This is a genomic window from Enterobacter ludwigii, from assembly GCA_023023105.1.
Taxonomy (GTDB): domain Bacteria; phylum Pseudomonadota; class Gammaproteobacteria; order Enterobacterales; family Enterobacteriaceae; genus Enterobacter; species Enterobacter adelaidei.
The window spans coordinates 1,987,980-2,011,029 of the sequence record CP083824.1 but is presented as its reverse complement, the minus strand read 5'-3'; the positions used below and the strand labels follow the sequence as shown (position 1 = coordinate 2,011,029).

Genomic DNA, 23,050 nt, shown 5'->3' with positions numbered 1-23,050 from the left:
TAACTATAAGGCGTATTGACTACGGCCATCACGCTATGAACACCCCCGTTAATATGGGATGTAAAAAAAGAGGTATATGTGTCTACTGCAAACAATAAACCAACAGATGAAAGCGTAAGTCTTAACGCTTTTAAACAACCAAAAGCGTTCTATCTCATCTTCTCTATCGAGTTATGGGAGCGTTTTGGTTATTACGGCCTGCAAGGGATCATGGCGGTTTACCTGGTAAAACAGCTGGGTATGTCCGAAGCCGATTCCATCACGCTGTTCTCCTCCTTCAGTGCTCTGGTTTACGGTCTGGTCGCAATCGGCGGCTGGCTGGGTGATAAAGTTCTCGGTACTAAACGCGTTATCATGCTGGGTGCCATTGTACTGGCAATCGGTTATGCGCTGGTTGCGTGGTCTGGTCATGATGCTGCTGTCGTGTATATGGGCATGGCGACCATCGCCGTGGGTAACGGGCTGTTCAAAGCGAACCCGTCTTCCCTGCTCTCTACCTGTTACAGCAAAGATGACCCGCGTCTGGACGGTGCATTCACCATGTACTACATGTCCGTGAACATCGGTTCCTTCTTCTCCATGCTGGCAACACCGTGGCTGGCCGCTAAATTCGGCTGGAGCGTGGCGTTCTCCCTGTCCGTGGTCGGTATGCTGATCACCGTTGTCAACTTTGCCTTCTGCAAACGCTGGGTTAAAAACTACGGTTCAAAACCTGACTTCGAACCCGTACATGTGGGTAAACTGCTGGCGACCATTGTAGGCGTTGTGATCCTTGCTGCAATCGCGACCTGGCTGCTGCACAACCAGGGTATCGCACGTGCGGTTCTGGGTGTGGTTGCACTGGGTATCGTGATTATCTTCGCAAAAGAAGCCTTCGCCATGCAGGGTGCCGCGCGTCGTAAGATGATTGTGGCGTTCATTCTGATGCTGGAAGCGATTATCTTCTTCGTACTGTACAGCCAGATGCCAACCTCTCTGAACTTCTTCGCCATTCGTAACGTTGAGCACTCAATTCTGGGTATCGCATTCGAACCGGAGCAGTATCAGGCCCTGAACCCGTTCTGGATTATGATTGGCAGCCCAATTCTGGCCGCTATCTATAACAAGATGGGTGACCGTCTGCCAATGCCGCACAAGTTTGCCATCGGCATGGTGTTGTGCTCCGGCGCCTTCCTGGTGCTGCCACTGGGTACCAAATTCGCGACTGATGCAGGTATCGTTTCCGTTAACTGGCTGATCCTGAGCTACGCTCTGCAGTCTATCGGTGAACTGATGATCTCCGGTCTGGGTCTGGCGATGGTTGCACAGCTGGTACCACAGCGTCTGATGGGCTTCATTATGGGTAGCTGGTTCCTGACCACTGCCGGCGCAGCAATCATTGCAGGTAAGATTGCAAACCTGATGGCCGTTCCGGATAACGTCACTGACCCACTGGTCTCTCTGAACGTCTACGGTACTGTATTCATGCAGATTGGTATCGCTACAGCAGTCATCGCTGCTCTGATGCTGCTGACGGCACCGAAACTGAATCGTATGACTCAGGACGACGACAAGACCGCTAAAGCGACTAAAACCGCTACCGCGTAATATCATTGAGAAACGACATAACAGAAGCCGCTAATGCATTAGCGGCTTTTTTTTTACCCGTTCGCGCACTAACATAGCTGAAACCTCAGCAAAAAAGGAGTTACCGATGAAACTGTTCTATAAACCGGGCGCGTGCTCTCTTGCTTCCCATATTACCCTGCGCGAGAGCGGCAAAGATTTTACGCTGGATGGCGTTGATCTGATGAAAAAACGTCTGGAAAACGGTGATGATTTTCTTGCCATCAACCCGAAGGGACAAGTTCCGGCACTGTTGCTGGATGACGGTACTCTGCTGACCGAGGGTGTGGCGATTATGCAGTTTCTGGCAGATAGCGTGCCCGATCGCCAGTTACTGGCACCGGTAAGTACGGTTTCTCGCTATAAAACGCTGGAGTGGCTGAACTACATTGCGACCGAGTTGCACAAAGGCTTTACGCCGCTGTTCCGTCCCGATACGCCAGAAGAGTACAAACCCACCTTGCGTGCGCTTCTTGAGAAAAAGCTGCAGTACGTTAACGAATCGCTGAAAGACGACCAGTGGATTTGTGGTTCGCGTTTCACAATTGCCGATGCGTACCTGTTTACCGTACTGCGCTGGGCGCGCGCGGTTAAGCTGAACCTGGAAGGGTTAGACCATATTGCATCGTATATGACACGCATGGCAGAACGTCCTGCGGTAGCTGCAGCGCTGAAAGCGGAAGGTCTTAACTAACATCGCCCGGCGGCGCTGCGCTTGCACGGGCCTACGGGTTGAGTAGGCCGGGTAAGCGCAGCGCCACCCGGCATATTTTAAAGCTGCGTTGCGCTAAAATAGTGTTCCGGCTTAGCAATACGATCCTGTGCCGCAACGACCTGTAATTCATACTCCTGCATTTCTTTCGTCGCAATCATGATTTCGTATACCGCCGCGGTGACATGCTCCAGGGCATCTCGCAGCGTTGCACCCTGCAGGAGTTTCACCAACAGCAGACCGCTGGTCACATCCCCAACCCCTACCGGCTGACGTGGGCCAAAATCCACCAGCGGACGGCTGATATGCCAGGCATCGTCTTTCGTCACCAGCAGCATCTCAAAACGGTCCTTACTAAGCCCTGCACGCGCGAGATGTTTCACCAGCACAGTTTTTGGCCCCAGAGCTATCAGCTCGCGGGACGCGCTTACCGCCTCTTCTACGCTGTTAACGGGATGCTCGCAAAGGATCTCCAGTTCGACCAGATTTGGCGCAATGATATCGCTGGCGGGCAGCGCATGGCGAACATGAAACTCTGCGACACCCGGTGCCACGATGCAGCCTTTCTCCGGATGGCCCATAACAGGGTCACAGAAGAATTTTGCCGCTGGGTTTGCCGTTTTCACCTGGCGAACAATACCGAGGATATGCTCTCCTTGCTCTGCTGAACCGAGATAACCGCTCAGTACCGCGTCACAACGTTTGAGCTGGCCGATATCGGCAATACCTTGCACAACTTCCGTGAGGTGTGAAGGCGGCATTACGTAGCCGGTCCATTGGCCGTATTGCGTGTGGTTGGAGAACTGTACGGTGTTGAGCGGCCAGACGTTGGCACCGAGGCGGCGCATTGGAAATTCCGCTGCGCTATTGCCAGCATGTCCGAAAACAACGTGGGACTGAATGGCGAGGATGTTCTTCATTTTTTTCTTACCAAACCCTGTAAAAACAAAAGGGGCGTGGTTTCCCACGCCCCTGGCTACTTTTAATTATTTCCAGCAGACCAGACAGTAATTTTTCTTGCCGCGACGCAGCAGCGTGTAGCGACCATACAGACGATCGCTGTCAGTGAAGGTGTATTCCGGGTCGGACTGCTTCTCACCATTGATGGTGATAGCGTTGGACGCGATGGTTTTACGCGCCTGACCACGGGAAGGCTGCAGCTCGGAGTCCACCAGCGCCTGCATCAGGTCAGCACCTTTTTCCATCTCGACCATTGGCACGCCGTCCTGCGCCAGCTGTTCGAAGTCCGCTTCGCTCAGATCGCTCAGTGTGCCGTTGAACAGGCTTGCCGTGATACGTTTTGCCGCGGCCAGACCTTCTTCACCGTGAACCAGTTTGGTCACTTCGTCCGCCAGCACGTACTGTGCACGTGGCGCCTTACCGCTATTTTTATCCTCTTCTTCCAGGGCATTGATTTCTTCAAGGTCCATAAAGGTGAAGAACTTCAGGAAGCGGTATACATCGGCATCAGCCGTGTTGATCCAGAACTGGTAGAATTTGTACGGGCTGGTCTTTTTCGGATCAAGCCATACCGCGCCACCTTCGGTTTTACCGAATTTGGTCCCGTCGGCTTTGGTGATCAGCGGAACGGTCAGACCAAAGACCTGGTTCTGGTGCAGACGACGGGTCAGGTCAATACCGGAGGTGATGTTACCCCACTGGTCAGAACCGCCAATCTGCAGGGAAACACCGTGCAGTTTGTTCAGACAGGCAAAGTCATAACCCTGCAGCAGGTTGTACGAGAACTCGGTGAAGGAGATACCCTGGTCATCACGGTTCAGACGCTGCTTCACGGCTTCTTTGTTAATCATCTGGTTAACAGAGAAATGCTTGCCGATGTCACGCAGGAAAGTCAGCACGTTCATGCCGCCAAACCAGTCATAGTTGTTAGCGGCAATGGCGGAGTTATCACCACAGTTGAAGTCGAGGAACGGTGCAACCTGTTTGCGGATCTTATCCACCCACTCCTGCACGGTATCTTCGGTATTCAGTTTACGCTCAGCGGCTTTAAAACTTGGGTCACCAATCAGACCTGTCGCACCGCCAACCAGGGCAACAGGTTTATGGCCCGCCATCTGGAAGCGTTTCAGGCATAACAATGGAACAAGATGCCCCAAATGCAAGCTGTCAGCGGTGGGATCGAAGCCGCAATAGAGCGCGATCGGGCCTTGCGCCAGTCGCTCTGCTAACGCTTCCTCGTCCGTCACCTGAGCCACGAGGCCCCGCTCTTGCAATTGTTTAATCAAGTTACTGCTTGCCATCAAATTCTCCATGTATAAACGACTGCACCTTTGCCGGTACACGACTTTTCGCCTGATGCGAAAGTACCATAGAATAAAGCGCAAGCGCGGTGTGCGCTAGCGCTTAAATCAACAAATTTCGGGGATTACGGTGCCAGTCTGTCGATTTTCCAGCCGCCATTGTCGCGCTGGTATAAAAAGCGATCGTGCAGGCGATGTTCGCCCCCTTGCCAGAACTCCATCTGCTCAATCGGGATGCGGAAACCGCCCCAGAAACTCGGCAGAGGGATTTCACCCTGCTGGAACTTCTGTTTCAGCTCAAGAAATTTGCTTTCCAGCACGCCTCGAGCTGAAATTCGGCTCGACTGTTTTGAAACCCAGGCACCAATCTGGCTGTCGCGCGGACGGCTGTGGAAATACTTCACCACTTCCAGCGTCGAGAGACGTTCCGCTTTGCCTGTCACCATGACCTGACGCTCCAGCATATGCCAGGGGAACAGCAGGCTGATACGCGGATTGTTTTCCAGATGATGTGCTTTGCGACTGCCCAGGTTGGTGTAGAACACCAAACCTTTCTCGTCATAATGCTTGAGCAATACGATGCGCTGATACGGTTGACCGTTTTCATCGACCGTTGCGACAACCATAGCCGTTGGGTCGGCCAGTTTCGCTTCGCAAGCCTGTTTCAGCCAGCGTTCAAAAAGCACGAGGGGTTCAGCGGGAAGGTCCTGGCGACGCAGGCCACCTTTGGTGTATTCACGGCGCAGATGCGCGATTTGCTGCAGTTCGTCGTTATCTGACATGGCGTTAGCTGACATTGAGATTGGGTGGCGCTATTGTGCGCCGCCCCTGTAAAAATCTCAACGCTTCGGATTTTCCAGCTGACAATTGTTCAGCACGATACGGTCACGTTTGTAGACCGTGGCGCTGTCCCCTTTCGACCAGAAGACATAGATACCATCGGTATAACGTGCACCGGAGGCCGAGATGCCCTGCTTCAGGGTCAGCAATTTATTGTCGTACACAAAACTGGCTTCCTGGCGCGGGTTATTCAGCTTAACGGTCAGCGGCTTTTCATCGCAACGATACTCCAGCGTATCGGTCTGCATACGCTCAACGAGTTGGTTATAGACGCTGCATCCTGACAGCAACAAAGGCGCGACAATAAGAAGAAGTTTTTTCATGAGCGTATTCCGACGACTTTCCTGGTCCTGGAGGGCGTGACTGCCCTCCTGTTTTTATTCCATTCTAACGACAATACGCGACGCTGAATTTCAGTTAACTCTGATTCTGACGAGGGTTGGCCGGGAAAATGGCACCAAGGACGCTCGCCTCACGCGCACCGGTTACCGACGGTAAATTGCCCGGTAGCCCGGCAATCGTGCGCCAGGCAAGCCATGCAAAGGCCAGCGCTTCCATATCATCTCCACTGATACCCGCTTCATCTGTCGTCGTGACTTCTGTACCCGGCAGTAGCCCGGCAAGACGCGCCATCACCAGCGGATTTCGGCTTCCTCCCCCGCACACCAGCAGACGTTCGCATCCGCCACTGAGAAGCACCTGTTCAGATATCGACACGGCCGTTAACTCAGCAAGTGTTGCCTGGACATCCTGCGGCGCGAGTGCCGGGAATTGCGCCAGCTGGCGCTCAAGCCAGCCATAGTTGAAATATTCGCGCCCCGTGCTTTTCGGTGCCGGTAGTGCAAAATAAGGGTCGCTTAACATGGACTGCAACAGCGGAATAATCACTTTACCCGCGCTCGCCCACTCCGCGTTTTTATCATACGGTTGACCGCACTGACGCCAGATCCAGGCATCCATTAACATATTGCCCGGGCCGGTATCGTAGCCACGTACGGGCTGTCCCGGGATGAGCATGGACAGGTTGGCGATACCACCAATATTGAGCACCATACGGCGTTCTGAAGGGTGCGCCAGTAAAGCCTGATGGAAAGCGGGCACCAGCGGTGCACCCTGTCCTCCAAGCGCAATATCGCGACGACGAAAATCGCCCACCACCGTTACACCGGTCTTTGCCACAATCTGGTTGTTATCACCAATTTGCAGGGTATGCGGTGCTTCGCCACCTGGCTCATGCCAGACAGTTTGTCCGTGACACCCAATGGCAACCACATCCTGTGGACGAAGATGTTCTTTGTGCATTAACGCCTGTACCGCATCAGCAAACAGCGCTCCCAGGCGTACATCGAGCTGCCCTAGCTGGGAAAGGGTGAGTTGCTGCCCCTGACAGATACTCAGAATATCCTCTTTCAGTGAAATGGGGATTGGCCAGGTCAGGCTCGCCTGCTGCGCCACCATGTTTTCATCAATGGCGGCCAGAACGACATCTACCCCATCCAGACTGGTGCCTGACATCACACCAATGTAGCGACCCGATTTCATGCGCTTTCCTTACGTTGCGTGGGCTAAGAGTATCCACTCAACCATAAACAGCGCTGCTTTGCTATCCGGCGATAATATTTTTTAACAATGTCAGACGGGTAACACGTGCGAAGACTGTTTATGTCTCGTTAAGTCAAATTCAAGTACAATTTTCCCATTGTTAGTGCAAAGATATGAACTATGGCCCCTTATGCCATATAATTTAGCCATAACGGATGCCCTCAATCGGGCGTTTTTGGTGAACAGGAGATTCAAATGATTTTACGTGTACTGGGCGTTTCGCTGATTGGTTTAACTCTGGCTGGCTGTGTGAATGACAGTTCACTTTCTGGCGACGTTTACAGCGCTTCTGAAGCGAAACAGGTTCAGAATGTGACTTACGGTACCGTTGTTAATGCCCGTCCTGTACAAATCCAGGGTGGTGATGAAAACAACGTGATGGGTGCAATCGGCGGTGCTGTGCTGGGTGGTTTCCTGGGTAATACCGTCGGCGGTGGTACAGGCCGCTCTCTGGCGACCGCAGCAGGCGCCGTTGCCGGTGGTGTAGCAGGCCAGGGCGTTCAGGGTGCGATGAACAAAACCCAGGGTGTAGAGCTGGAAATCCGTAAAGATGATGGCAGCACCATCATGGTTGTTCAGAAACAAGGTAGCACGCGTTTCTCTGCAGGCCAGCGCGTTGTTCTGGCGAGCAACGGAAGCCAGGTTACCGTTTCTCCACGTTAATTCGTTTTTGGATGTGGTCACCAGGCCACATCCATTTACAAAAATATAATATTAATTAATACTTTCACACAAATATATACTTAACTTATTATTAATTAGTCTTGATATTGTTCCTGCGCAAAGTATTTATAAAACTCATTAGTTAAACTCATCGCAATTGCCTTTTTTATTTATTATAATTTTGTTAAAACTTATATGCTTGCGATGAATAATTGTGTGAAGAACCGTTATTTCTTATTCTGTATCGGCTGCATTGCCGTCATTGGGCTATTGCAGGGTTTATTTTTAGAACTTGTCGAACGGGTACCGTCGTTCTCTCCGTTATTATTCCCTACACTGACCATTTTCTTACTGGTATTTCACCTGTTTATTGCCTGTTTTATGGCAATGAAATACTGGTGTGATCGAAGAAGGTTGTATCTGATTGCAATTGCCTTAGCCTTTGCCGGCTCGGCGATGATGATGGTAGGAACGCTATCCAGCTTCCCTTCCTGGTTAGCTCTCTATCAGTTCAATGCAGTTAACTATAATGATGCCATGATCTTCTTTATGTTCCGCCATCTTATCATGGCGGTTCTCATCATCCTTTCAGCCTTGCTTTATACCATCCGGGATTACCCGCTTTCACGTCCGGCACATATTTCCATCGTGACTGGCGGATTTATCTTTACTGTTTCTATGGTGGCTCTGGCGTGGTTTTGTTCCAGTCATTCATCACTGTTATTACTGGATCTTGTCGATAATGAAACCCGGCAATTTATGGTTCTCTGGAGCCAGGCCATTAATATTCTTCTTATTGTTCTCTGGATAGTAACGTTAGCAACACTAATGTTTATTACCCGGGTACGTAACCTTTTCTGGGTTGGCGGTAATTTCTTATGCGTCTGTTATATTGTGACGCTGACAATGCTACTGGCTGGCGGACACGCTGAAGATATCGCCTGGTATCGGGCCCGATTATTTGAAACAGTTGCTACGCTGCTTATTATTTTTGTTCTGCTTTATGATGTCTTCAGGTTGTATCGTGACTCACATTTAAAGTATCAGCAATCGTATCAGAACTCGATTCGCGATCCGCTCACCCGGCTTTATAACCGCAGTTATTTCTATGAATCATTAAATCAGGCCCTGGATATCGCCAAAGCCGGTCGTCCTGTTTCTGTTATCGTCAGCGATCTCGACCGCTTTAAGCGAATCAACGACAACTATGGGCATCTCCAGGGAGACAAAGTGTTGCAGTTTGTCGCTCATCTGCTGATGGATTCCGTGCGCCCACAAGATATTGCGGCCCGTATCGGTGGCGAAGAGTTTGTACTGATGCTGGCTAACACCTCTTCAGAAGAGGCTTACAAGGTGGCTGAACGCATACGGCTCAATCTGAGCGGCTTTGATAAGGCCAGCAGCGAGGGGCAGTTACCAGAACCGATCACTATCAGCATGGGAGTATTTACGGCAACCTCATCAGGGATTACTGCAGAAGAGTGCGTGGAAAGTGCCGATAAGGCAATGTACGAAGCAAAAGAGACAGGCCGTAACCGCGTAGTTGTCTTTAAATGAAAAAGGCCTTGCTGTTGCAAGGCCCTTTGGAATGTCAGTCGCGCGACTGCAGCTCATGGATGTTTTGTTCCAGGCGACCAATAAGGCTGATGAGCATTTCAAGCTCCGCCGGAGAAACACCCGAGAGGATTTCACCCCGCGTTTTGGTAATCACGGCTTCCATTTCAGTAATGATGGGAGTCGCTTTCTCTGTGAGTTTAATCCGCTTAGCGCGACGATCGCTGGCGCAGGTTTGCCGGGAGATGAGTCCCTTCTCTTCCAGCTGGTCAAGCGTGCGCACCAGCGACGGTTGCTCAATACCTATCGCTTTTGCCAGTTGAATTTGCGACTGTTCAGGCGGCAGCTGATGAATGTTATGCAGCGTAACCCAATGTGTCTGTGTCAATTCCAGAGGTTTCAGGCGATGGTCAATCAGAGCACGCCAGACGCGTACCAACCTTGCCAGATCAGAACCTAATGGCGATTCCAATTTCATCTCCTTATAATTAGCTTGCTAAGTTATTATACTGATTTTAGAATAGTGTGCAGCATTTATATTGCCAAAACAAATGCAATACTGCATTCATGGAACTTAAAAGTATGACTTACACTGAATTGTGATACCTCATCATATTAAGACAAGCCATTGTGACATTCTGTTCACTGCAAAGGATTTCTACCTGTGACGTTTTTTCATCACTCAGAAGGTTTGCCCCTTCAGGACTTGATCTTCGGTGCATCAGTCTACTTTCCGCCTCTGTTTAAAGCCGTACTGGTAGGTTTTATTCTCTGGCTCATCGCACATCGTCTGCTTCGTGACTGGATGTATTCCGGCGAAATCTGGCATCCCATGTTGATGGATCTCTCCCTGTTTGCCCTCTCCGTGTGTCTGGGTCTTGCTGTCTTGCTGGTGTGGTGAATATGCCCCTGAAAACGCTGAAGTACTTTTCCACGTTGTTTGTCCTCGCTCTCGCGCTGGTTGCAGGCTGGTGGCTGTGGAATTTTTATATGCAATCACCCTGGACGCGTGATGGCAAAATTCGCGCTGAACAGGTCAGCATTACTCCCCAGGTTTCAGGGAGTATCACGGCGCTTCTTGTTAACGATAACCAGTATGTAAAAAAGGGGGACGTGCTATTCCGTATCGACGATACCCCGTATCACATTGCGATTCTGAATGCCCAGGCTCAGCTGGCAAAAGCCCAGTCTGACTTAGCGAAAGCCAACAACGAGGCAAACCGCCGCCGACATTTATCGCAAAATTATATCTCTGCAGAAGATTTAGATACTGCGAATATCAACGTTAAGGCCATGCAGGCAAGCGTCAATGTGGCTGAGGCTACGCTGAAACAAGCCCAGTGGGAGCTAACCCAAACCGTTATAACATCGCCTGTCGACGGATGGGTGACCAACCTTTCAGCGCGTGTGGGTAACTATGCCACTACCGGACAGCCGGTGTTTGCCCTCGTCGACAGCCACTCCTTCTATGTCGTGGGCTATTTTGAAGAGACCAAACTTCGCCATATCCGCGAGGGTTCTCCGGCAACCATTACCCTTTATAGCAGTTCGCAAAAGTTACAGGGTCACGTATCCAGTATTGGTCGGGCGATATACGATCAAAGCGTTGAAACGGATTCCGGCCTGGTACCGGACATTAAGCCGAACGTTCCCTGGGTGCGTCTGGCTCAACGCGTTCCGGTTCGCGTAGAGTTTGACCGTCTACCGCAGGACATCACCCTGGTATCCGGCACGACCTGTACCGTCTCCATCGGAACCCGTTAATGAAACTGCAGGTGCTCTCCTGGCGTAACACGCCGTGGATGAAAGCGACGCGTCCCCAGTGGCGCTATGCGCTGCGTAATGGCATCGCGATGTGTCTTGCGCTGACCATCGCCTATTACCTGAACCTTGATGAACCCTACTGGGCGATGACCTCTGCGGCGGTGGTGAGTTTTCCCACGGTCGGAGGTGTTATCAGTAAAAGCCTCGGTCGTATCGTAGGCAGCCTGCTGGGTGCCAGTGCCGCGTTAATTATCGCCGGTCATACGCTGAACGATCCATGGCTGTTCTTGCTGAGCATGGCGGCATGGCTGGGATGCTGTACCTGGGCCTGCGCTCATTTTACCAACAACGTCGCCTATGCTTTCCAGCTGGCGGGCTATACCGCCGCCATCATTGCCTTTCCGGTGGTTAACGTACTCGATACCACCGAACTGTGGGATATCGCTCAGGCGCGCGTCTGTGAAGTGATTGTCGGTATCCTCAGCGGCGGGTTTATGATGATGATCCTGCCCAGTACGTCGGACGGCACCGCGCTCATCACCGCGCTGAAAGCCATGCATGCCCGATTGCTGGAGCACGCAAGCCTGCTGTGGCAACCTGATACCAACGATGAGATCCGTCTCGCCCATGAAAAGGTCATTGGGCAGATCCTGACCATGAATCTGTTACGCATCCAGGCCTTCTGGAGCCATTACCGCTTTCGCCGTCAGAATACCCTGCTTAACTATCTGCTGCACCAGCAGCTGCGCATGACCAGCGCTATCTCCAGCCTGCGCCGGATGTTACTCAATTGGCCGACGCCACCAGAAAACACCCGTGCGGTGATTGACGTACTGCTCGCAACGCTTGCACGCCCGGATGCGGACATCTACACCGTCGCGAAGATCATTGCGCCGCTCGCCCCGGTCGATGAGTACGATTATCGTCATCGCGCCTTCTGGCAGCGTCTTAATTATTTCTGCCGGCTGTATCTGCGAAGCAGCCGCTGGATTAGCGCCGTCGAGAATGCCACCCCGGTGACTGAATTCAACGTCCCGGGTAGTCCAGCGCTCGCACGCCATACAGACTATCTCGAAGCACTGTGGAGCGGCTTTCGCACCTTCTGCGCACTGATGCTGGTGGGGGCGTGGAGCATTGCCACGCAGTGGGACTCCGGTACGGCAGCCCTGACGCTCGCTGCCATCAGCTGCGTGCTTTACTCCGTTGCTGCCTCACCGTTTAACTCTCTTACGCTGCTGATGCGCACCCTGGTATTACTGTCGTTGTTCAGTTTTGTGGTGAAGTTCGGCCTGATGGTGCAGATAAGTGACCTGTGGCAGTTCCTGCTGTTTCTGTTTCCGCTGTTAACCACCATGCAGCTTCTGAAGCTGCAAATGCCCAAACTGGCGGGGCTATGGGGACAGTTGATTGTTTTTATGGGGTCGTTTATTTCCGTGACGAATCCGCCGGTTTACGATTACGCCAGTTTTCTCAATGACAACCTGGCGAAGATCCTCGGTGTCGGACTGGCCTGGCTGGCCTTCGCGGTGTTACGCCCCGGTTCAGATGCGCGCAAGAGTCGTCGGCACATCCGGGAGTTACGCCGGGGGTTTGTCGACCAACTCAGTCGTAAACCGCATCTGAGTGAAAATGAGTATGAATCGCTGGTTTATCACCATGTCAGCCAGTTGAATAACAGCCAGGACGCACTTTCCCGCCGCTGGCTGTTGCGCTGGGGCGTAGTGCTGTTGAACTGTTCACACGTCGTCTGGCAGCTTCGCGTATGGGAAACACGCACTGATCCCCTCTCACAGGTTCGGGATGTTTGCATCTCCCTGCTACGCGATGTCATGAGTGAACGCGGTGTTCAGCAGCGCCCCCTCGAAGCCACACTGGCTGAGCTGCAGCGGATCTGCGATACCCTCGCGCGGCACCATTTGCCCGCTGCTCGAGATTTGGCCTCGATCATCTGGCGCCTGCACTGCTCGCTGTCGCAGCTGGAGCAAGCGCCTCCTCCTGGAACCATTGGGGATCAAATTACGCCACAGGCATAACGCACCCCGCCACCGCCAAGCGGTTTAGGCCGATCGGACATATTGTCACCGCCAACATGGATCATCAGCGCTTTGCCTTTAATCTCAGCCAGTTTTTTCAGCCGTGGTGCAACGACGGGTTCCGTGGCTTTCCCGTCGTTATTCACCACCAGCACAGGGAGATCGCCGAGATGCCCCTTCCCGTTCGGACCTTCGTGTTTACCGGAGTGTTGGGGATCAAAGTGGCCGCCCGCTGATTCCGCCGCCGAGGCTTTTCCCTCTTTCAGTGCAGGCTGACAGCTACCGTTGGCATGAACATGGAAACCATGTTCACCGGGTGGGAGTGCTTTGAGGTTGGGTGCGAACTCCAGTCCTTTGTCGGTTTCGGTTATTTTCACCGTTCCGATTGACTGCCCCACACCCTGAGAGGTGACAAGATTCATTTCCACTTCATCACTGGCCGCCTGCGCACCAGCGCAGACTACCAGCGTGACGAGCGCCAGAGCAAAACGCTTCATATGACCTCCACGGGTTATTTTTTGCCCCTTAAGTTTATACCAGGGGCAAACATTTCACCGGAAAGTCACTTTTTGCTGGTTTACGGTACGTCGTAGCCGAGTGCGGCTTTACGGATGCGGAACCACTGCTGACGGGTCATCTGCAGCTCTTCAGCCGCAATCGCAGAGCGTACGCGTTCAATTTTACCAGAACCAATAATTGGCAGTGGTTTTGACGGCAGGCGCAGGATCCACGCGTACACCACTTGTTCGATGCTCTCAGCATTGAGCTCGCGGGCGATGGTTTCCAGTTCATTGCGCAGCGGCTGGAATTCATCGTCATTAAACAAGCGTCCCCCTCCCAGGCACGACCACGCCATCGGGCGAATGCGAAGCTGTTGTAGCTGGTCAAGCGTCCCATCCAGCAGCAGCGGCTGGTGAACCGGGGATATCTCGACCTGGTTAGTGGCCAGGGTAAATGGCAGGCGCGACTGAAGCAGCGCAAACTGTGCCGGGGTAAAGTTTGAGACGCCAAAATGACGGACTTTCCCGCTCTGATGCAGATTCAGAAACGCTTCGGCCACTTCATCGGCATCCATGAGCGGATCGGGACGGTGGATTAACAGCAGGTCGATATGATCCGTCGCCAGATTGACCAGCGACTGCTCAGCACTTTTGATGATATGCGCACTGTCGGTGATGTAATGACCGAGGGCATGCTCAGGTTTTGCCGTGGTGGCAATACCGCACTTCGTGACGATCTCCATGCGTTCACGCAGGGCCGGAACCAGCTTGAGCGCCTCTCCGAACGCGGCTTCACACTGGTAGCCACCATAAATATCGGCATGATCGACCGTGGTGATCCCTAAATCGAGATGCTCTTCAATAAAGCTCGCCAACTGGAGGGGGGACATATTCCAGTCCATCAGGCGCCAGTAGCCCATCACAAAACGGGAGAATTCTGGCCCCTGGGGGGCAAGGGTAATTCGCTGAACCATAACATTTTCCTCAAGGACGTGATGTCATGAGTATACGCAATTACCGTGTTAAAAAAGTGAAGGTTGCTGGGGTTCTTCTGCCTCACCCGCTTTATTTGCGCGTATTTTGCGCAGAAGTCGCTGTCGGCAGAGTCGAAGCACCTCCTGTTTTTGCGTGTCGCTAAAGGTTTGCCAGTTGAAACGTTCATCACGGGTACGCATGCACCCGCGGCAATATCCACGTTCATCTACCTGACAAATACCCCGGCACGGGCTCTGGATGGGGAAAAACTCCAGTTGCTCTGCCACACTCACCTCCAGATTACCGCTATCACTTACAGTGAAGACGTTAAACATGCCGCGTGCAAGGGCTTTACCACAGATTTGTGGCATTAAGGTTTCACTAATCTTCCCTCTCTATACTCGCCCCATCATTAAAATGACAGGTTTTTCATTCGATGCGGTTAATTAAAAAGTTACAGTGTAACGACATTAAATTTACTCTTGGCTGTGCGCTCTTCTTTACCCTGGTAAACGCGCTATTTATACAACGCAGTTGGGCAATTATCGCCCCCGCTCATCTTCACGATATCCTCTTTGCCGCTACCGTACCGCTGGTGCTGTTTTGCGGCTGGGTGATTGTGTTTAGCCTGCTCAATATTCCATTTATTCGCAAGCCGCTGCTGATTGTGCTGACGCTCGGGTGCGCCGCTGCCACCTACTTTATGTACACCTACGGCGCGGTTATCGATCAGAACATGATCGTGAACGTGTTCGAAACGAACTCCCAGGAAGCCACCGCCCTGGTAACGCCACAGATGATTTTGTGGATTGTTGTTGCCGGTCTCATTCCATCCGTAGTGCTGGTATTGACCCGCATTCGTACCGGGAAATGGTGGTATGCCCTGTTGATGCGCGTTGCCGCAATGCTCGGTGCCCTGCTGGTGATTATCCTTATTGCCGCCGTATTTTATAAAGATTACGCGTCGCTGTTTCGTAATAACAAAAGCATTGTCAAAATGGTCACCCCCGCGAACTACGTCAGTGCCGTGATGAAGTACAGCAAAATGCGCTGGTTTGCAGGCGATCAGACGCTGGTGCGGATTGGCGAAGATGCACACAAAGGACCCTTGATTTCAGGTCAGCAAAAGAAAACCGTTCTGGTGCTTGTCGTCGGCGAAGCGTCACGCGCGGCGAACTACTCCCTGAACGGCTACGAACGCGAAACAAACCCGGAACTGAAAAAGCAGGATGTGATTAACTTCCCGCAAGCCTCCTCGTGTGGTACTGAAACCGCGGTATCCGTTCCCTGCATGTTCTCCGGCATGACGCGCAGCAAATACGATGCTGACCTGGCTCATCATCGGGAAGGACTGCTCGACGTGCTCAAGCATGCGGGTATCAATCTGCTGTGGCGCGACAACGATGGCGGCTGTAAAGGTGCCTGCGATCGCATCCCCCATACCGACATGACGCAGTGGAAACTGGATCAGTTCTGCAAAGACAAGTCCTGCATCGACGACGTGAATTTCTACCGCCTGGACAACGTCCTGGATGGCCTAAAGCAAGATACCGTTCTGGTTATCCACCTGATGGGCAGTCACGGCCCCGCGTACTATCGCCGTTATCCGGATAATTTCCGTAAATTCACCCCAACCTGCGACACCAACGAAATCCAGGATTGCGATCATCAGGCGCTGATAAACACCTATGACAACACGATCCTGTATACCGACAGCGTGGTCAGTAAAACGATTGATACGTTGAAAGCACGACAGGCAAGCATGAACACTGCGCTGATTTACCTCTCAGATCACGGCGAATCGCTGGGCGAAAGCGGTATCTATCTGCACGGCACGCCGTACATGCTGGCACCGGAACAGCAAACACACATTCCGTTTATGTTCTGGTTGTCACCGGACTATGCGAAAAATTTTGGCATCAACGAGCAGTGTTTACGTGACCATGCGGCAAAAAATGCGGTTTCTCAGGACAATTTGTTCTCGACTGTACTGGGTATGATGGACGTGAAATCAACGGTTTATCAACAGCAACTGGATATTCTGCACGCGTGTCGTCAATAAACTTGCTTGCATTAGACCGAACGGTCTATTAGAGTGCGGCCATGAGCAGAAATACTGAACACGATACCCGCGAACATTTACTGGCGACCGGCGAGCAACTTTGCATGCATCGCGGATTCACCGGTATGGGCCTGAGCGAGCTATTAAAAACCGCTGAGGTACCGAAGGGGTCGTTTTACCACTACTTCCGGTCCAAAGAGGCGTTTGGCGTCGCAATGCTGGAGCGTCATTATGCTGGTTATCACCAGCGTCTGGCGACCCACTTTGCATCGGGTAAAGGTAACTATCGCGATCGTGTTTTGAACTACTATCAGGAAACGCTGAACCAGTTCTGCCAGCAGGGCATTATCAGCGGATGTCTGACGGTAAAACTTTCTGCTGAAGTGTGCGATCTCTCCGAAGACATGCGCACGGCAATGGATAAAGGTGCCAGTGGTGTTATCGCCCTGCTGGCTCAGGCACTGGAGAAAGGCCGCGATGAGAAAACGCTGGCCTTTCCCGGTGAGCCGCTAACCCAGGCGCAGGTGTTATACGCCCTCTGGTTGGGCGCTAATCTGCAGGCCAAGATTTCGCGCAGTGCCGTGCCGCTGGAAAGCGCACTGGCACATGTGAAAAACAGCATTACTACGCCTGGCGTTTAACAGGCGTTTTTATTTACCTCGTTACTAGTCGACTGGTCTACTCAGGAGTCTTTATGTCAGCTGAAAAATTATTTACCCCATTGAAAGTGGGTGCCGTCACTGCGCCAAACCGCGTGTTTATGGCTCCGCTTACCCGTCTACGCAGCATTGAGCCGGGTGACATCCCAACCCCACTGATGGGTGAATACTATCGTCAGCGCGCAAGCTCTGGCCTGATCATCACGGAAGCCACACAGATTTCTGCTCAGGCTAAAGGTTATGCGGGAGCGCCGGGTCTTCACAGCCCGGAACAGATCGCCGCATGGAAGAAAATCACCGCGGGCGTTCACGCTGAAGAGGGTCGTATTGCGGTTCAGCTGTGGCACACCGGTCGTATCTCTCACAACAGCATTCAGCCAGGCGGTCAGGCACCTGTTTCCGCTTCCGCCCTGAGCGCGAATACCCGTACTTCACTGCGTGATGAAAATGGTCACGCAATCCGCGTTGATACTTCTATGCCACGCGCACTTGAGCTGGACGAGATCCCGGGTATCGTTAACGACTTCCGCCAGGCCGTAGCCAATGCGCGTGAAGCCGGGTTTGACCTGATTGAACTGCACTCCGCGCATGGCTACCTGCTGCATCAGTTCCTGTCACCGTCGTCTAACCATCGCACCGATCAGTATGGCGGCAGCGTCGAAAACCGTGCCCGTCTGGTGCTGGAAGTGGTTGACGCCGTATGCCAGGAGTGGAGCCCTGAGCGTATCGGTATCCGCGTCTCCCCGATTGGCTCTTTCCAGAACGTCGACAACGGTCCGAACGAAGAAGCGGACGCGCTGTATCTGATTGAAGAGCTGGCGAAACGTGGTATTGCTTATCTGCACATGTCCGAGCCCGACTGGGCCGTTGGTCAGCCTTACACTGAGGCTTTCCGTCAGAAAGTACGCGAGCGTTTCCATGGCGTGATCATCGGTGCGGGAGCCTATACTCCTGAGAAAGCCGAAGATCTGATCAATAAAGGTCTGATCGACGCCGTCGCATTTGGCCGCGACTACATCGCCAACCCGGATCTGGTTGCCCGCCTGCAGCAGAAAGCGGCACTGAACCCACAGCGTCCGGAAAGCTTCTACGGCGGTGGTGCAGAAGGCTACACCGACTACCCTTCTCTGTAATCCCTCCAATGAGCATTGATAGCGGCGACAATTCGCCGCTATACTAAAACATCGTTTCTGTTCAAAAACATATTCTATTCCATAGGTTAATGAGGAAATTATGCGCCTACTTCACACCATGCTGCGCGTTGGCGACCTGCAACGTTCTATTGATTTCTACACTAACGTACTGGGTATGAAACTGCTGCGCACCAGTGAAAACCCGGAATACAAATACTCGCTGGCGTTCGTGGGTTACGGCCCGGAAACGGATGAAGCGGTGATCGAGCTGACCTACAACTGGGGCGTAGACAGCTATGAGCTGGGCACGGCCTACGGCCACATCGCGCTGGAAGTGGACAACGCGGCCGAAGCGTGTGAGCGCATTCGCAGCAACGGCGGTAACGTGACGCGCGAAGCGGGCCCGGTCAAAGGTGGCACTACCGTGATTGCGTTTGTGGAAGATCCGGACGGTTACAAAATCGAGCTGATTGAAGCCAAAGACGCCGGTCGCGGTCTGGGCAACTGATCCCTCAGGGCGCAATATGCGCCCGTAGTTTTACTGCATACCCTTCCAAAATTTGCCATAATGCGCTCTGCTTTTTCCCCATGTAAGAGACCCTGATGTCCGATAACGCTCAATTTAGCGGTCTGTGCGACCGTTTTCGTGGTTTTTATCCCGTTGTCATTGATGTAGAAACAGCCGGATTTAACGCTAAAACCGATGCGCTGCTCGAAATTGCCGCCATCACGCTGAAGATGGATGAACAGGGCTGGCTTACACCGGACACCACGCTGCATTTCCACGTTGATCCTTTTGAAGGGGCAAACTTACAGCCGGAAGCACTGGCGTTTAACGGTATCGACCCGCATAACCCGTTACGTGGTGCAGTCAGTGAATATGATGCGCTGCACGCCATTTTTAAGATGGTGCGTAAAGGTATGAAAGAGAGCAACTGCAGCCGCGCGATCATGGTGGCCCATAACGCCACGTTCGATCACAGCTTTACCATGGCCGCCGCAGAGCGTGCCTCGCTCAAACGAAATCCCTTCCACCCATTTGTCACCTTCGATACTGCCGCCCTGAGTGGCCTGGCGCTTGGACAAACAGTGCTATCAAAGGCCTGTATCACGGCAGGTATTGAGTTTGACGGTACGCAGGCGCACTCTGCCCTGTATGACACGGAACGCACTGCAGAGCTGTTCTGTGAGATCGTCAACCGCTGGAAACGTCTGGGCGGCTGGCCGCTACCGATGGGCGACAGCGAAGAGTAAAAAAAAGCGACCTGAAGAGGTCGCTTTTTTATTTCGGCAGAAAGTTACTCTGCGTCCGGCTCTTCAGTTTTGTACTTAGCCGCCGTCTCTTTGATCAGCTGCTGCAGTTCACCGCGCTGATACATCTCAATCAGGATATCACAACCGCCAACCAGTTCACCGTCTACCCACAGCTGTGGGAACGTCGGCCAGTTAGCGTACTTAGGCAGCTCAGCGCGGATGTCCGGGTTTTGCAGGATATCAACGTAAGCAAAACGCTCACCACAGGCAGACAGTGCCTGAACGGCTTGCGCGGAGAAGCCGCAGCTTGGCAGCTTCGGAGAACCTTTCATATACAGCAGAATCGGGTTTTCAGCGATCTGGCGCTGGATTTTTTCAATAGTGGTGCTCATGTCTTGCTTCCTTTAACTTCTGTTACGGCATTAGTCTGACATTGTAGCGGTTCAGACTGGCATCGGAAAATAACATTTTTGTCACGTTTATTTATTTTACCGCGACTCATGAAAAGTTGCATTGCAAATGGTGTTTAACCCTGCTGCACTGAGGGTTTTGCTTAGGGAGTGAACAAATGTGCGACAGAACGATGAATTTTTTTGCACTTGCTAACGAAACACGATTGTAGATTGAAAAATGCTATTAACTTCTCGGGTTTTTATGGATTAGAATCGACGGGCTTTGTAAATCATACGCAGGTACTATAGATGGCCTGCATTTATCAGGGGACTGCCCAGTGGCGCGGATAAATAAAATCTCGATCACGCTCTGTGCTTTACTGTTTACATCACTCACTTTCACGCCAGTGGCAAACGCCTCTCAGCAGGCGCGGCATTCTGCTGTGCAAAAGAACCATCTGGTGAAAGCCACAGAACGTAAGAAAAAAACCACCAGTAAGAACGACAAGAAAAAAACAACTGCTCAGACTAAACAAACCGCTTCCAGCAAGACAAAAACAAAATCTTCCCGCACTGCTCACACATCCAAAAGTAAAGCCTCGCAGACTGCCGCCAACCTCGTGACTGAAAAATGCATCACGCGTAAAGGCCACAAGGCGAAATGCACGAAGGTCACGAAAATAGCGGAAGTGCATAAAGTGCGGGTACAGAAAGCGCAAAAAACCGCGATGAACAAACTGATGGGGCAAATTGGCAAACCTTATCACTGGGGTGGCAGTTCACCGCGTACCGGTTTTGACTGCAGTGGTCTCGTCTATTACGCCTATAAAGATCTGGTGAAGTTCCGCATTCCACGTACTGCCAATGAAATGTACCACCTGCGCGATGCTTCTCCGGTTGACCGTGGTGAGCTGGAAAACGGCGATCTGGTCTTCTTCCGTACACAGGGTCGCGGCACGGCTGACCACGTCGGTGTCTATGTCGGTAACGGGAAATTCATTCAGTCACCACGCAGCGGTCAGGATATTCAGATCACCTCGCTGAGTGAAGACTACTGGGTTCGTCACTATGTCGGCGCGCGTCGCGTCATGACGCCTAAAACCATTCGCTAATCCCTGCCCTGCCGCATCGCGGCAGGGTAAGTTCCTCTTTTGCATACCCTTTCAATTTGCTATTCTCTCCTCGTTGTCTGTGTGGTTATTGGCAACACAAAATACAATAAGGAGAGAAGCAATGTCGTTCGAATTACCTGCACTACCGTATGCTAAAGACGCCCTGGCACCGCACATTTCTGCGGAAACCCTGGAATATCACTACGGCAAGCATCACCAGACGTACGTCACCAACCTGAACAACCTGATCAAGGGCACCGATTTCGAAGGCAAAACGCTGGAAGAGATCGTCCGCAGCTCTGAGGGGGGCGTATTCAACAACGCAGCTCAGGTGTGGAATCACACCTTCTACTGGCACTGCCTGGCGCCAAACGCCGGTGGCGAACCTGCCGGTGAACTGGCTACCGCCATCAACGCCGCCTTTGGCAGCTTCGCGGATTTCAAAGCGAAATTTACCGATGCAGCTATCAAAAACTTCGGTTCTGGCTGGACGTGGCTGGTAAAAGAAGCCGATGGCAAACTGGCTATCGTTTCCACCTCTAACGCGGGTACCCCACTGACCACCAGCGCTAAGCCACTGATGACCGTGGACGTTTGGGAACACGCTTACTACATTGATTACCGTAACGCGCGCCCGAACTACCTGGAGCACTTCTGGGCACTGGTAAACTGGGAGTTTGTGGCGAAGAACTTCGCCGCATAAGAGACACGCAGAAGGGTTCGCCCTTCTGCGTTTTTTGCTTATTCAGCAGCGCAGGCTGTTTCTGGCTGCTTACGACCTGACATCATCACCAACAGCAGACAAAGCGCGGCAATAATCGCCCCCATCACCGGTACAAAACTGTATCCCAGCCCCCCGGAAATAACCGCGCCACCGGCGGCTGCACCGAGCGCATTACCGAGATTGAACGCGCCAATATTCACTGAAGACGAAAGACCCGGCGCCTCATGGGCGACACGCATCACGCGCATCTGCAGCGGTGGAACCACAGCAAAGGTGGCAGCTCCCCAGACGACCATCGCAATGGCTGCTCCGAACTCATTACGTGCCAGCCACGGAATAGCAATCATGATGACAATCAGCAGGGTTAAGAAGCCCTTCAACGTCCCGCTCACGGAACGGTCGGCAAATTTCCCACCCAGATAGTTACCAATCGAGAAGCCCACGCCAATCAGCACCAGCATCGCAGTGATAAAGATCGGCGTTGCGTGAGTGATGTCGTGAAGCACAGGAGAAATGTAGGTATAGAAGGTAAACATCGCCCCTGCCCCCAACACGGTCGTCAGCAGCGCCGAGAGCACCTGCGGGCGTACCAGCACAGACAACTCTTTGCGCACGTCAGGACGTTCCCCCGCGCTGCCTTTCGGCAGGGAGAAGAACAGTGCCACCATGGCGATCACACCGAGACCGGCCGTCGCCAGGAAAGACATACGCCAGCCGATCGCTTCACCCAGCCAGGTTGCCGCAGGCACCCCGCCGATGTTGGCAATCGTTAGTCCCATAAACATGGTTGCCACGGCACTCGCCTGCTTGTGTTTTGGCACCACGCTTGCGGCAACGACCGACCCCAGCCCAAAGAACGCGCCGTGATTAAGGCTGGTCAGAATGCGGGACAGCATCAATGTGGTGTAGTCCGGCGAAATGGCGGAAAGCACGTTGCCCAGGGTGAAAATCGCCATCAGGAAAATCAGCGCATTGCGGCGCGCGCGATGCGAAAGCAGAAGCGTCATCAGCGGCGCCCCGACCATCACGCCGATAGCGTACGCGCTGATTAACATCCCTGCGGCAGGGATCGAGACATCCACGCCTCTGGCAATAACAGGCAGTAAACCCATCGGGGAGAATTCAGTGGTGCCAATCCCAAAAGCGCCAATCGCCAGGGCCAGCAGGGGAAAATTGATTTTCATACGTCAACTCCGGATGCCGTG

The 23,050-nt window shown here is 52.6% G+C and carries 25 protein-coding genes; 14 read left to right on the top strand and 11 right to left on the bottom strand.

What is annotated here, in order from left to right; genetic code table 11:
* Positions 1 to 78 precede the first annotated feature (78 nt).
* Positions 79 to 1,587, top strand: a complete 1,509-nt coding sequence (gene dtpA, locus LCD46_09730) for a dipeptide/tripeptide permease DtpA (protein UOY72562.1) — start codon at positions 79 to 81, stop codon at positions 1,585 to 1,587.
* 106 nt (positions 1,588 to 1,693) lie between these two features.
* Positions 1,694 to 2,299 (top strand): glutathione transferase GstA, encoded by a 606-nt coding sequence (gstA, locus tag LCD46_09725; protein UOY72561.1) that lies wholly within the window; start codon positions 1,694 to 1,696, stop codon positions 2,297 to 2,299.
* Positions 2,300 to 2,376: 77 nt separating this feature from the next.
* On the opposite strand, the gene pdxY is transcribed toward gstA, so the two are convergent.
* The 5 genes from pdxY to anmK all read right to left on the bottom strand — a co-directional run bounded on the left by pdxY (position 2,377) and on the right by anmK (position 6,960).
* Positions 2,377 to 3,237, bottom strand: a complete 861-nt coding sequence (gene pdxY / locus LCD46_09720; GenBank protein UOY72560.1) for a pyridoxal kinase PdxY — start codon at positions 3,235 to 3,237, stop codon at positions 2,377 to 2,379.
* Positions 3,238 to 3,303: 66 nt separating this feature from the next.
* A complete protein-coding gene (gene tyrS, locus LCD46_09715; GenBank protein UOY72559.1) occupies positions 3,304 to 4,578 on the bottom strand; it encodes a tyrosine--tRNA ligase in 1,275 nt (424 codons plus the stop codon).
* 125 nt (positions 4,579 to 4,703) lie between these two features.
* The gene (gene pdxH, locus LCD46_09710) at positions 4,704 to 5,360 is read right to left on the bottom strand and encodes a pyridoxamine 5'-phosphate oxidase (GenBank protein ID UOY72558.1); all 657 of its coding nucleotides are present in this window, start codon (positions 5,358 to 5,360) and stop codon (positions 4,704 to 4,706) included.
* 57 nt (positions 5,361 to 5,417) lie between these two features.
* Positions 5,418 to 5,741, bottom strand: coding sequence for a C-type lysozyme inhibitor (gene mliC, locus LCD46_09705; protein ID UOY72557.1), 324 nt, complete (start codon positions 5,739 to 5,741; stop codon positions 5,418 to 5,420).
* A 94-nt stretch (positions 5,742 to 5,835) separates the two neighbouring features.
* Complete coding sequence (anmK, locus tag LCD46_09700) at positions 5,836 to 6,960, bottom strand: anhydro-N-acetylmuramic acid kinase (protein UOY72556.1); 1,125 nt, start codon at positions 6,958 to 6,960, stop codon at positions 5,836 to 5,838.
* 255 nt (positions 6,961 to 7,215) lie between these two features.
* Between anmK and slyB the strand changes: the two genes are divergently transcribed.
* A complete protein-coding gene (slyB, locus tag LCD46_09695; GenBank protein ID UOY72555.1) occupies positions 7,216 to 7,683 on the top strand; it encodes an outer membrane lipoprotein SlyB in 468 nt (155 codons plus the stop codon).
* 195 nt (positions 7,684 to 7,878) lie between these two features.
* The gene (locus LCD46_09690; protein ID UOY72554.1) at positions 7,879 to 9,240 is read left to right on the top strand and encodes a GGDEF domain-containing protein; all 1,362 of its coding nucleotides are present in this window, start codon (positions 7,879 to 7,881) and stop codon (positions 9,238 to 9,240) included.
* Positions 9,241 to 9,274: 34 nt separating this feature from the next.
* Here the strand turns inward: LCD46_09690 and slyA are convergent, their stop codons facing one another.
* Positions 9,275 to 9,715 (bottom strand): transcriptional regulator SlyA, encoded by a 441-nt coding sequence (slyA, locus tag LCD46_09685; protein UOY72553.1) that lies wholly within the window; start codon positions 9,713 to 9,715, stop codon positions 9,275 to 9,277.
* A 186-nt stretch (positions 9,716 to 9,901) separates the two neighbouring features.
* On the opposite strand from slyA, the gene LCD46_09680 reads away from it, so the two are divergent.
* Genes LCD46_09680 through LCD46_09670 form a run of 3 tightly spaced genes read left to right on the top strand, consistent with a single transcriptional unit; the run spans position 9,902 to position 13,034 of the window.
* Complete coding sequence (locus tag LCD46_09680; GenBank protein ID UOY72552.1) at positions 9,902 to 10,138, top strand: DUF1656 domain-containing protein; 237 nt, start codon at positions 9,902 to 9,904, stop codon at positions 10,136 to 10,138.
* Between the two features lie 2 nt (positions 10,139 to 10,140).
* The gene (locus LCD46_09675; GenBank protein ID UOY72551.1) at positions 10,141 to 11,001 is read left to right on the top strand and encodes an HlyD family secretion protein; all 861 of its coding nucleotides are present in this window, start codon (positions 10,141 to 10,143) and stop codon (positions 10,999 to 11,001) included.
* The gene (locus LCD46_09670; protein ID UOY72550.1) at positions 11,001 to 13,034 is read left to right on the top strand and encodes an FUSC family protein; all 2,034 of its coding nucleotides are present in this window, start codon (positions 11,001 to 11,003) and stop codon (positions 13,032 to 13,034) included. Before LCD46_09675 ends, LCD46_09670 begins: the two co-directional genes overlap by 1 nt.
* Here LCD46_09670 and sodC read toward each other — a convergent pair.
* The 3 genes from sodC to LCD46_09655 form a co-directional block, all read right to left on the bottom strand.
* Positions 13,013 to 13,531 (bottom strand): superoxide dismutase [Cu-Zn] SodC2, encoded by a 519-nt coding sequence (gene sodC, locus LCD46_09665; GenBank protein ID UOY72549.1) that lies wholly within the window; start codon positions 13,529 to 13,531, stop codon positions 13,013 to 13,015. The two genes, LCD46_09670 and sodC, sit on opposite strands and share 22 nt — an antisense overlap.
* Before the next feature lie 80 nt (positions 13,532 to 13,611).
* On the bottom strand, positions 13,612 to 14,508 hold the full coding sequence (locus tag LCD46_09660) for an aldo/keto reductase family oxidoreductase (GenBank protein ID UOY72548.1): 897 nt from the start codon (positions 14,506 to 14,508) through the stop codon (positions 13,612 to 13,614).
* Between the two features lie 48 nt (positions 14,509 to 14,556).
* On the bottom strand, positions 14,557 to 14,844 hold the full coding sequence (locus tag LCD46_09655) for a DUF1289 domain-containing protein (protein ID UOY72928.1): 288 nt from the start codon (positions 14,842 to 14,844) through the stop codon (positions 14,557 to 14,559).
* Positions 14,845 to 14,945: 101 nt separating this feature from the next.
* On the opposite strand from LCD46_09655, the gene eptA reads away from it, so the two are divergent.
* The 5 genes from eptA (at position 14,946) to rnt (ending at position 19,617) form a co-directional block, all read left to right on the top strand.
* Positions 14,946 to 16,571 (top strand): phosphoethanolamine transferase EptA, encoded by a 1,626-nt coding sequence (gene eptA, locus LCD46_09650; protein ID UOY72547.1) that lies wholly within the window; start codon positions 14,946 to 14,948, stop codon positions 16,569 to 16,571.
* A gap of 41 nt (positions 16,572 to 16,612) precedes the next feature.
* Positions 16,613 to 17,212, top strand: a complete 600-nt coding sequence (locus LCD46_09645) for a TetR/AcrR family transcriptional regulator (protein ID UOY72546.1) — start codon at positions 16,613 to 16,615, stop codon at positions 17,210 to 17,212.
* A 53-nt stretch (positions 17,213 to 17,265) separates the two neighbouring features.
* Complete coding sequence (locus LCD46_09640; GenBank protein UOY72545.1) at positions 17,266 to 18,363, top strand: alkene reductase; 1,098 nt, start codon at positions 17,266 to 17,268, stop codon at positions 18,361 to 18,363.
* Between the two features lie 100 nt (positions 18,364 to 18,463).
* Complete coding sequence (gloA, locus tag LCD46_09635) at positions 18,464 to 18,871, top strand: lactoylglutathione lyase (GenBank protein UOY72544.1); 408 nt, start codon at positions 18,464 to 18,466, stop codon at positions 18,869 to 18,871.
* Between the two features lie 95 nt (positions 18,872 to 18,966).
* Complete coding sequence (rnt, locus tag LCD46_09630; GenBank protein ID UOY72543.1) at positions 18,967 to 19,617, top strand: ribonuclease T; 651 nt, start codon at positions 18,967 to 18,969, stop codon at positions 19,615 to 19,617.
* A 44-nt stretch (positions 19,618 to 19,661) separates the two neighbouring features.
* On the opposite strand, the gene grxD is transcribed toward rnt, so the two are convergent.
* Entirely contained in the window at positions 19,662 to 20,009 is a 348-nt protein-coding gene (grxD, locus tag LCD46_09625; protein ID UOY72542.1) for a monothiol glutaredoxin 4, read from the bottom strand.
* Positions 20,010 to 20,347: 338 nt separating this feature from the next.
* Here grxD and LCD46_09620 point away from each other — a divergent pair, with 338 nt between their 5' ends.
* Both LCD46_09620 and sodB read left to right on the top strand, forming a co-directional pair.
* On the top strand, positions 20,348 to 21,121 hold the full coding sequence (locus LCD46_09620) for a C40 family peptidase (protein ID UOY72541.1): 774 nt from the start codon (positions 20,348 to 20,350) through the stop codon (positions 21,119 to 21,121).
* A 121-nt stretch (positions 21,122 to 21,242) separates the two neighbouring features.
* Entirely contained in the window at positions 21,243 to 21,824 is a 582-nt protein-coding gene (gene sodB, locus LCD46_09615; protein ID UOY72540.1) for a superoxide dismutase [Fe], read from the top strand.
* A 38-nt stretch (positions 21,825 to 21,862) separates the two neighbouring features.
* Here sodB and LCD46_09610 read toward each other — a convergent pair whose 3' ends face one another.
* Complete coding sequence (locus tag LCD46_09610; GenBank protein ID UOY72539.1) at positions 21,863 to 23,029, bottom strand: MFS transporter; 1,167 nt, start codon at positions 23,027 to 23,029, stop codon at positions 21,863 to 21,865.
* Positions 23,030 to 23,050: the final 21 nt, after the last annotated feature.

What these genes read in the sequence shown, in the direction of transcription:
- tyrS (UOY72559.1), bottom strand. Translation starts at nt 4,578, where the DNA reads ATGGCAAGCAGTAACTTGATTAAACAATTGCAAGAGCGGGGCCTCGTG.
- LCD46_09670 (UOY72550.1), top strand. Translation starts at nt 11,001, where the DNA reads ATGAAACTGCAGGTGCTCTCCTGGCGTAACACGCCGTGGATGAAAGCG.
- sodB (UOY72540.1), top strand. Translation starts at nt 21,243, where the DNA reads ATGTCGTTCGAATTACCTGCACTACCGTATGCTAAAGACGCCCTGGCA.
- LCD46_09645 (UOY72546.1), top strand. Translation starts at nt 16,613, where the DNA reads ATGAGCAGAAATACTGAACACGATACCCGCGAACATTTACTGGCGACC.
- LCD46_09660 (UOY72548.1), bottom strand. Translation starts at nt 14,508, where the DNA reads ATGGTTCAGCGAATTACCCTTGCCCCCCAGGGGCCAGAATTCTCCCGT.
- mliC (UOY72557.1), bottom strand. Translation starts at nt 5,741, where the DNA reads ATGAAAAAACTTCTTCTTATTGTCGCGCCTTTGTTGCTGTCAGGATGC.
- eptA (UOY72547.1), top strand. Translation starts at nt 14,946, where the DNA reads ATGCGGTTAATTAAAAAGTTACAGTGTAACGACATTAAATTTACTCTT.
- LCD46_09690 (UOY72554.1), top strand. Translation starts at nt 7,879, where the DNA reads ATGCTTGCGATGAATAATTGTGTGAAGAACCGTTATTTCTTATTCTGT.
- slyA (UOY72553.1), bottom strand. Translation starts at nt 9,715, where the DNA reads ATGAAATTGGAATCGCCATTAGGTTCTGATCTGGCAAGGTTGGTACGC.
- sodC (UOY72549.1), bottom strand. Translation starts at nt 13,531, where the DNA reads ATGAAGCGTTTTGCTCTGGCGCTCGTCACGCTGGTAGTCTGCGCTGGT.
- grxD (UOY72542.1), bottom strand. Translation starts at nt 20,009, where the DNA reads ATGAGCACCACTATTGAAAAAATCCAGCGCCAGATCGCTGAAAACCCG.
- rnt (UOY72543.1), top strand. Translation starts at nt 18,967, where the DNA reads ATGTCCGATAACGCTCAATTTAGCGGTCTGTGCGACCGTTTTCGTGGT.
- gstA (UOY72561.1), top strand. Translation starts at nt 1,694, where the DNA reads ATGAAACTGTTCTATAAACCGGGCGCGTGCTCTCTTGCTTCCCATATT.
- pdxY (UOY72560.1), bottom strand. Translation starts at nt 3,237, where the DNA reads ATGAAGAACATCCTCGCCATTCAGTCCCACGTTGTTTTCGGACATGCT.
- LCD46_09610 (UOY72539.1), bottom strand. Translation starts at nt 23,029, where the DNA reads ATGAAAATCAATTTTCCCCTGCTGGCCCTGGCGATTGGCGCTTTTGGG.
- LCD46_09640 (UOY72545.1), top strand. Translation starts at nt 17,266, where the DNA reads ATGTCAGCTGAAAAATTATTTACCCCATTGAAAGTGGGTGCCGTCACT.
- LCD46_09675 (UOY72551.1), top strand. Translation starts at nt 10,141, where the DNA reads ATGCCCCTGAAAACGCTGAAGTACTTTTCCACGTTGTTTGTCCTCGCT.
- slyB (UOY72555.1), top strand. Translation starts at nt 7,216, where the DNA reads ATGATTTTACGTGTACTGGGCGTTTCGCTGATTGGTTTAACTCTGGCT.
- anmK (UOY72556.1), bottom strand. Translation starts at nt 6,960, where the DNA reads ATGAAATCGGGTCGCTACATTGGTGTGATGTCAGGCACCAGTCTGGAT.
- pdxH (UOY72558.1), bottom strand. Translation starts at nt 5,360, where the DNA reads ATGTCAGATAACGACGAACTGCAGCAAATCGCGCATCTGCGCCGTGAA.
- LCD46_09655 (UOY72928.1), bottom strand. Translation starts at nt 14,844, where the DNA reads ATGTTTAACGTCTTCACTGTAAGTGATAGCGGTAATCTGGAGGTGAGT.
- gloA (UOY72544.1), top strand. Translation starts at nt 18,464, where the DNA reads ATGCGCCTACTTCACACCATGCTGCGCGTTGGCGACCTGCAACGTTCT.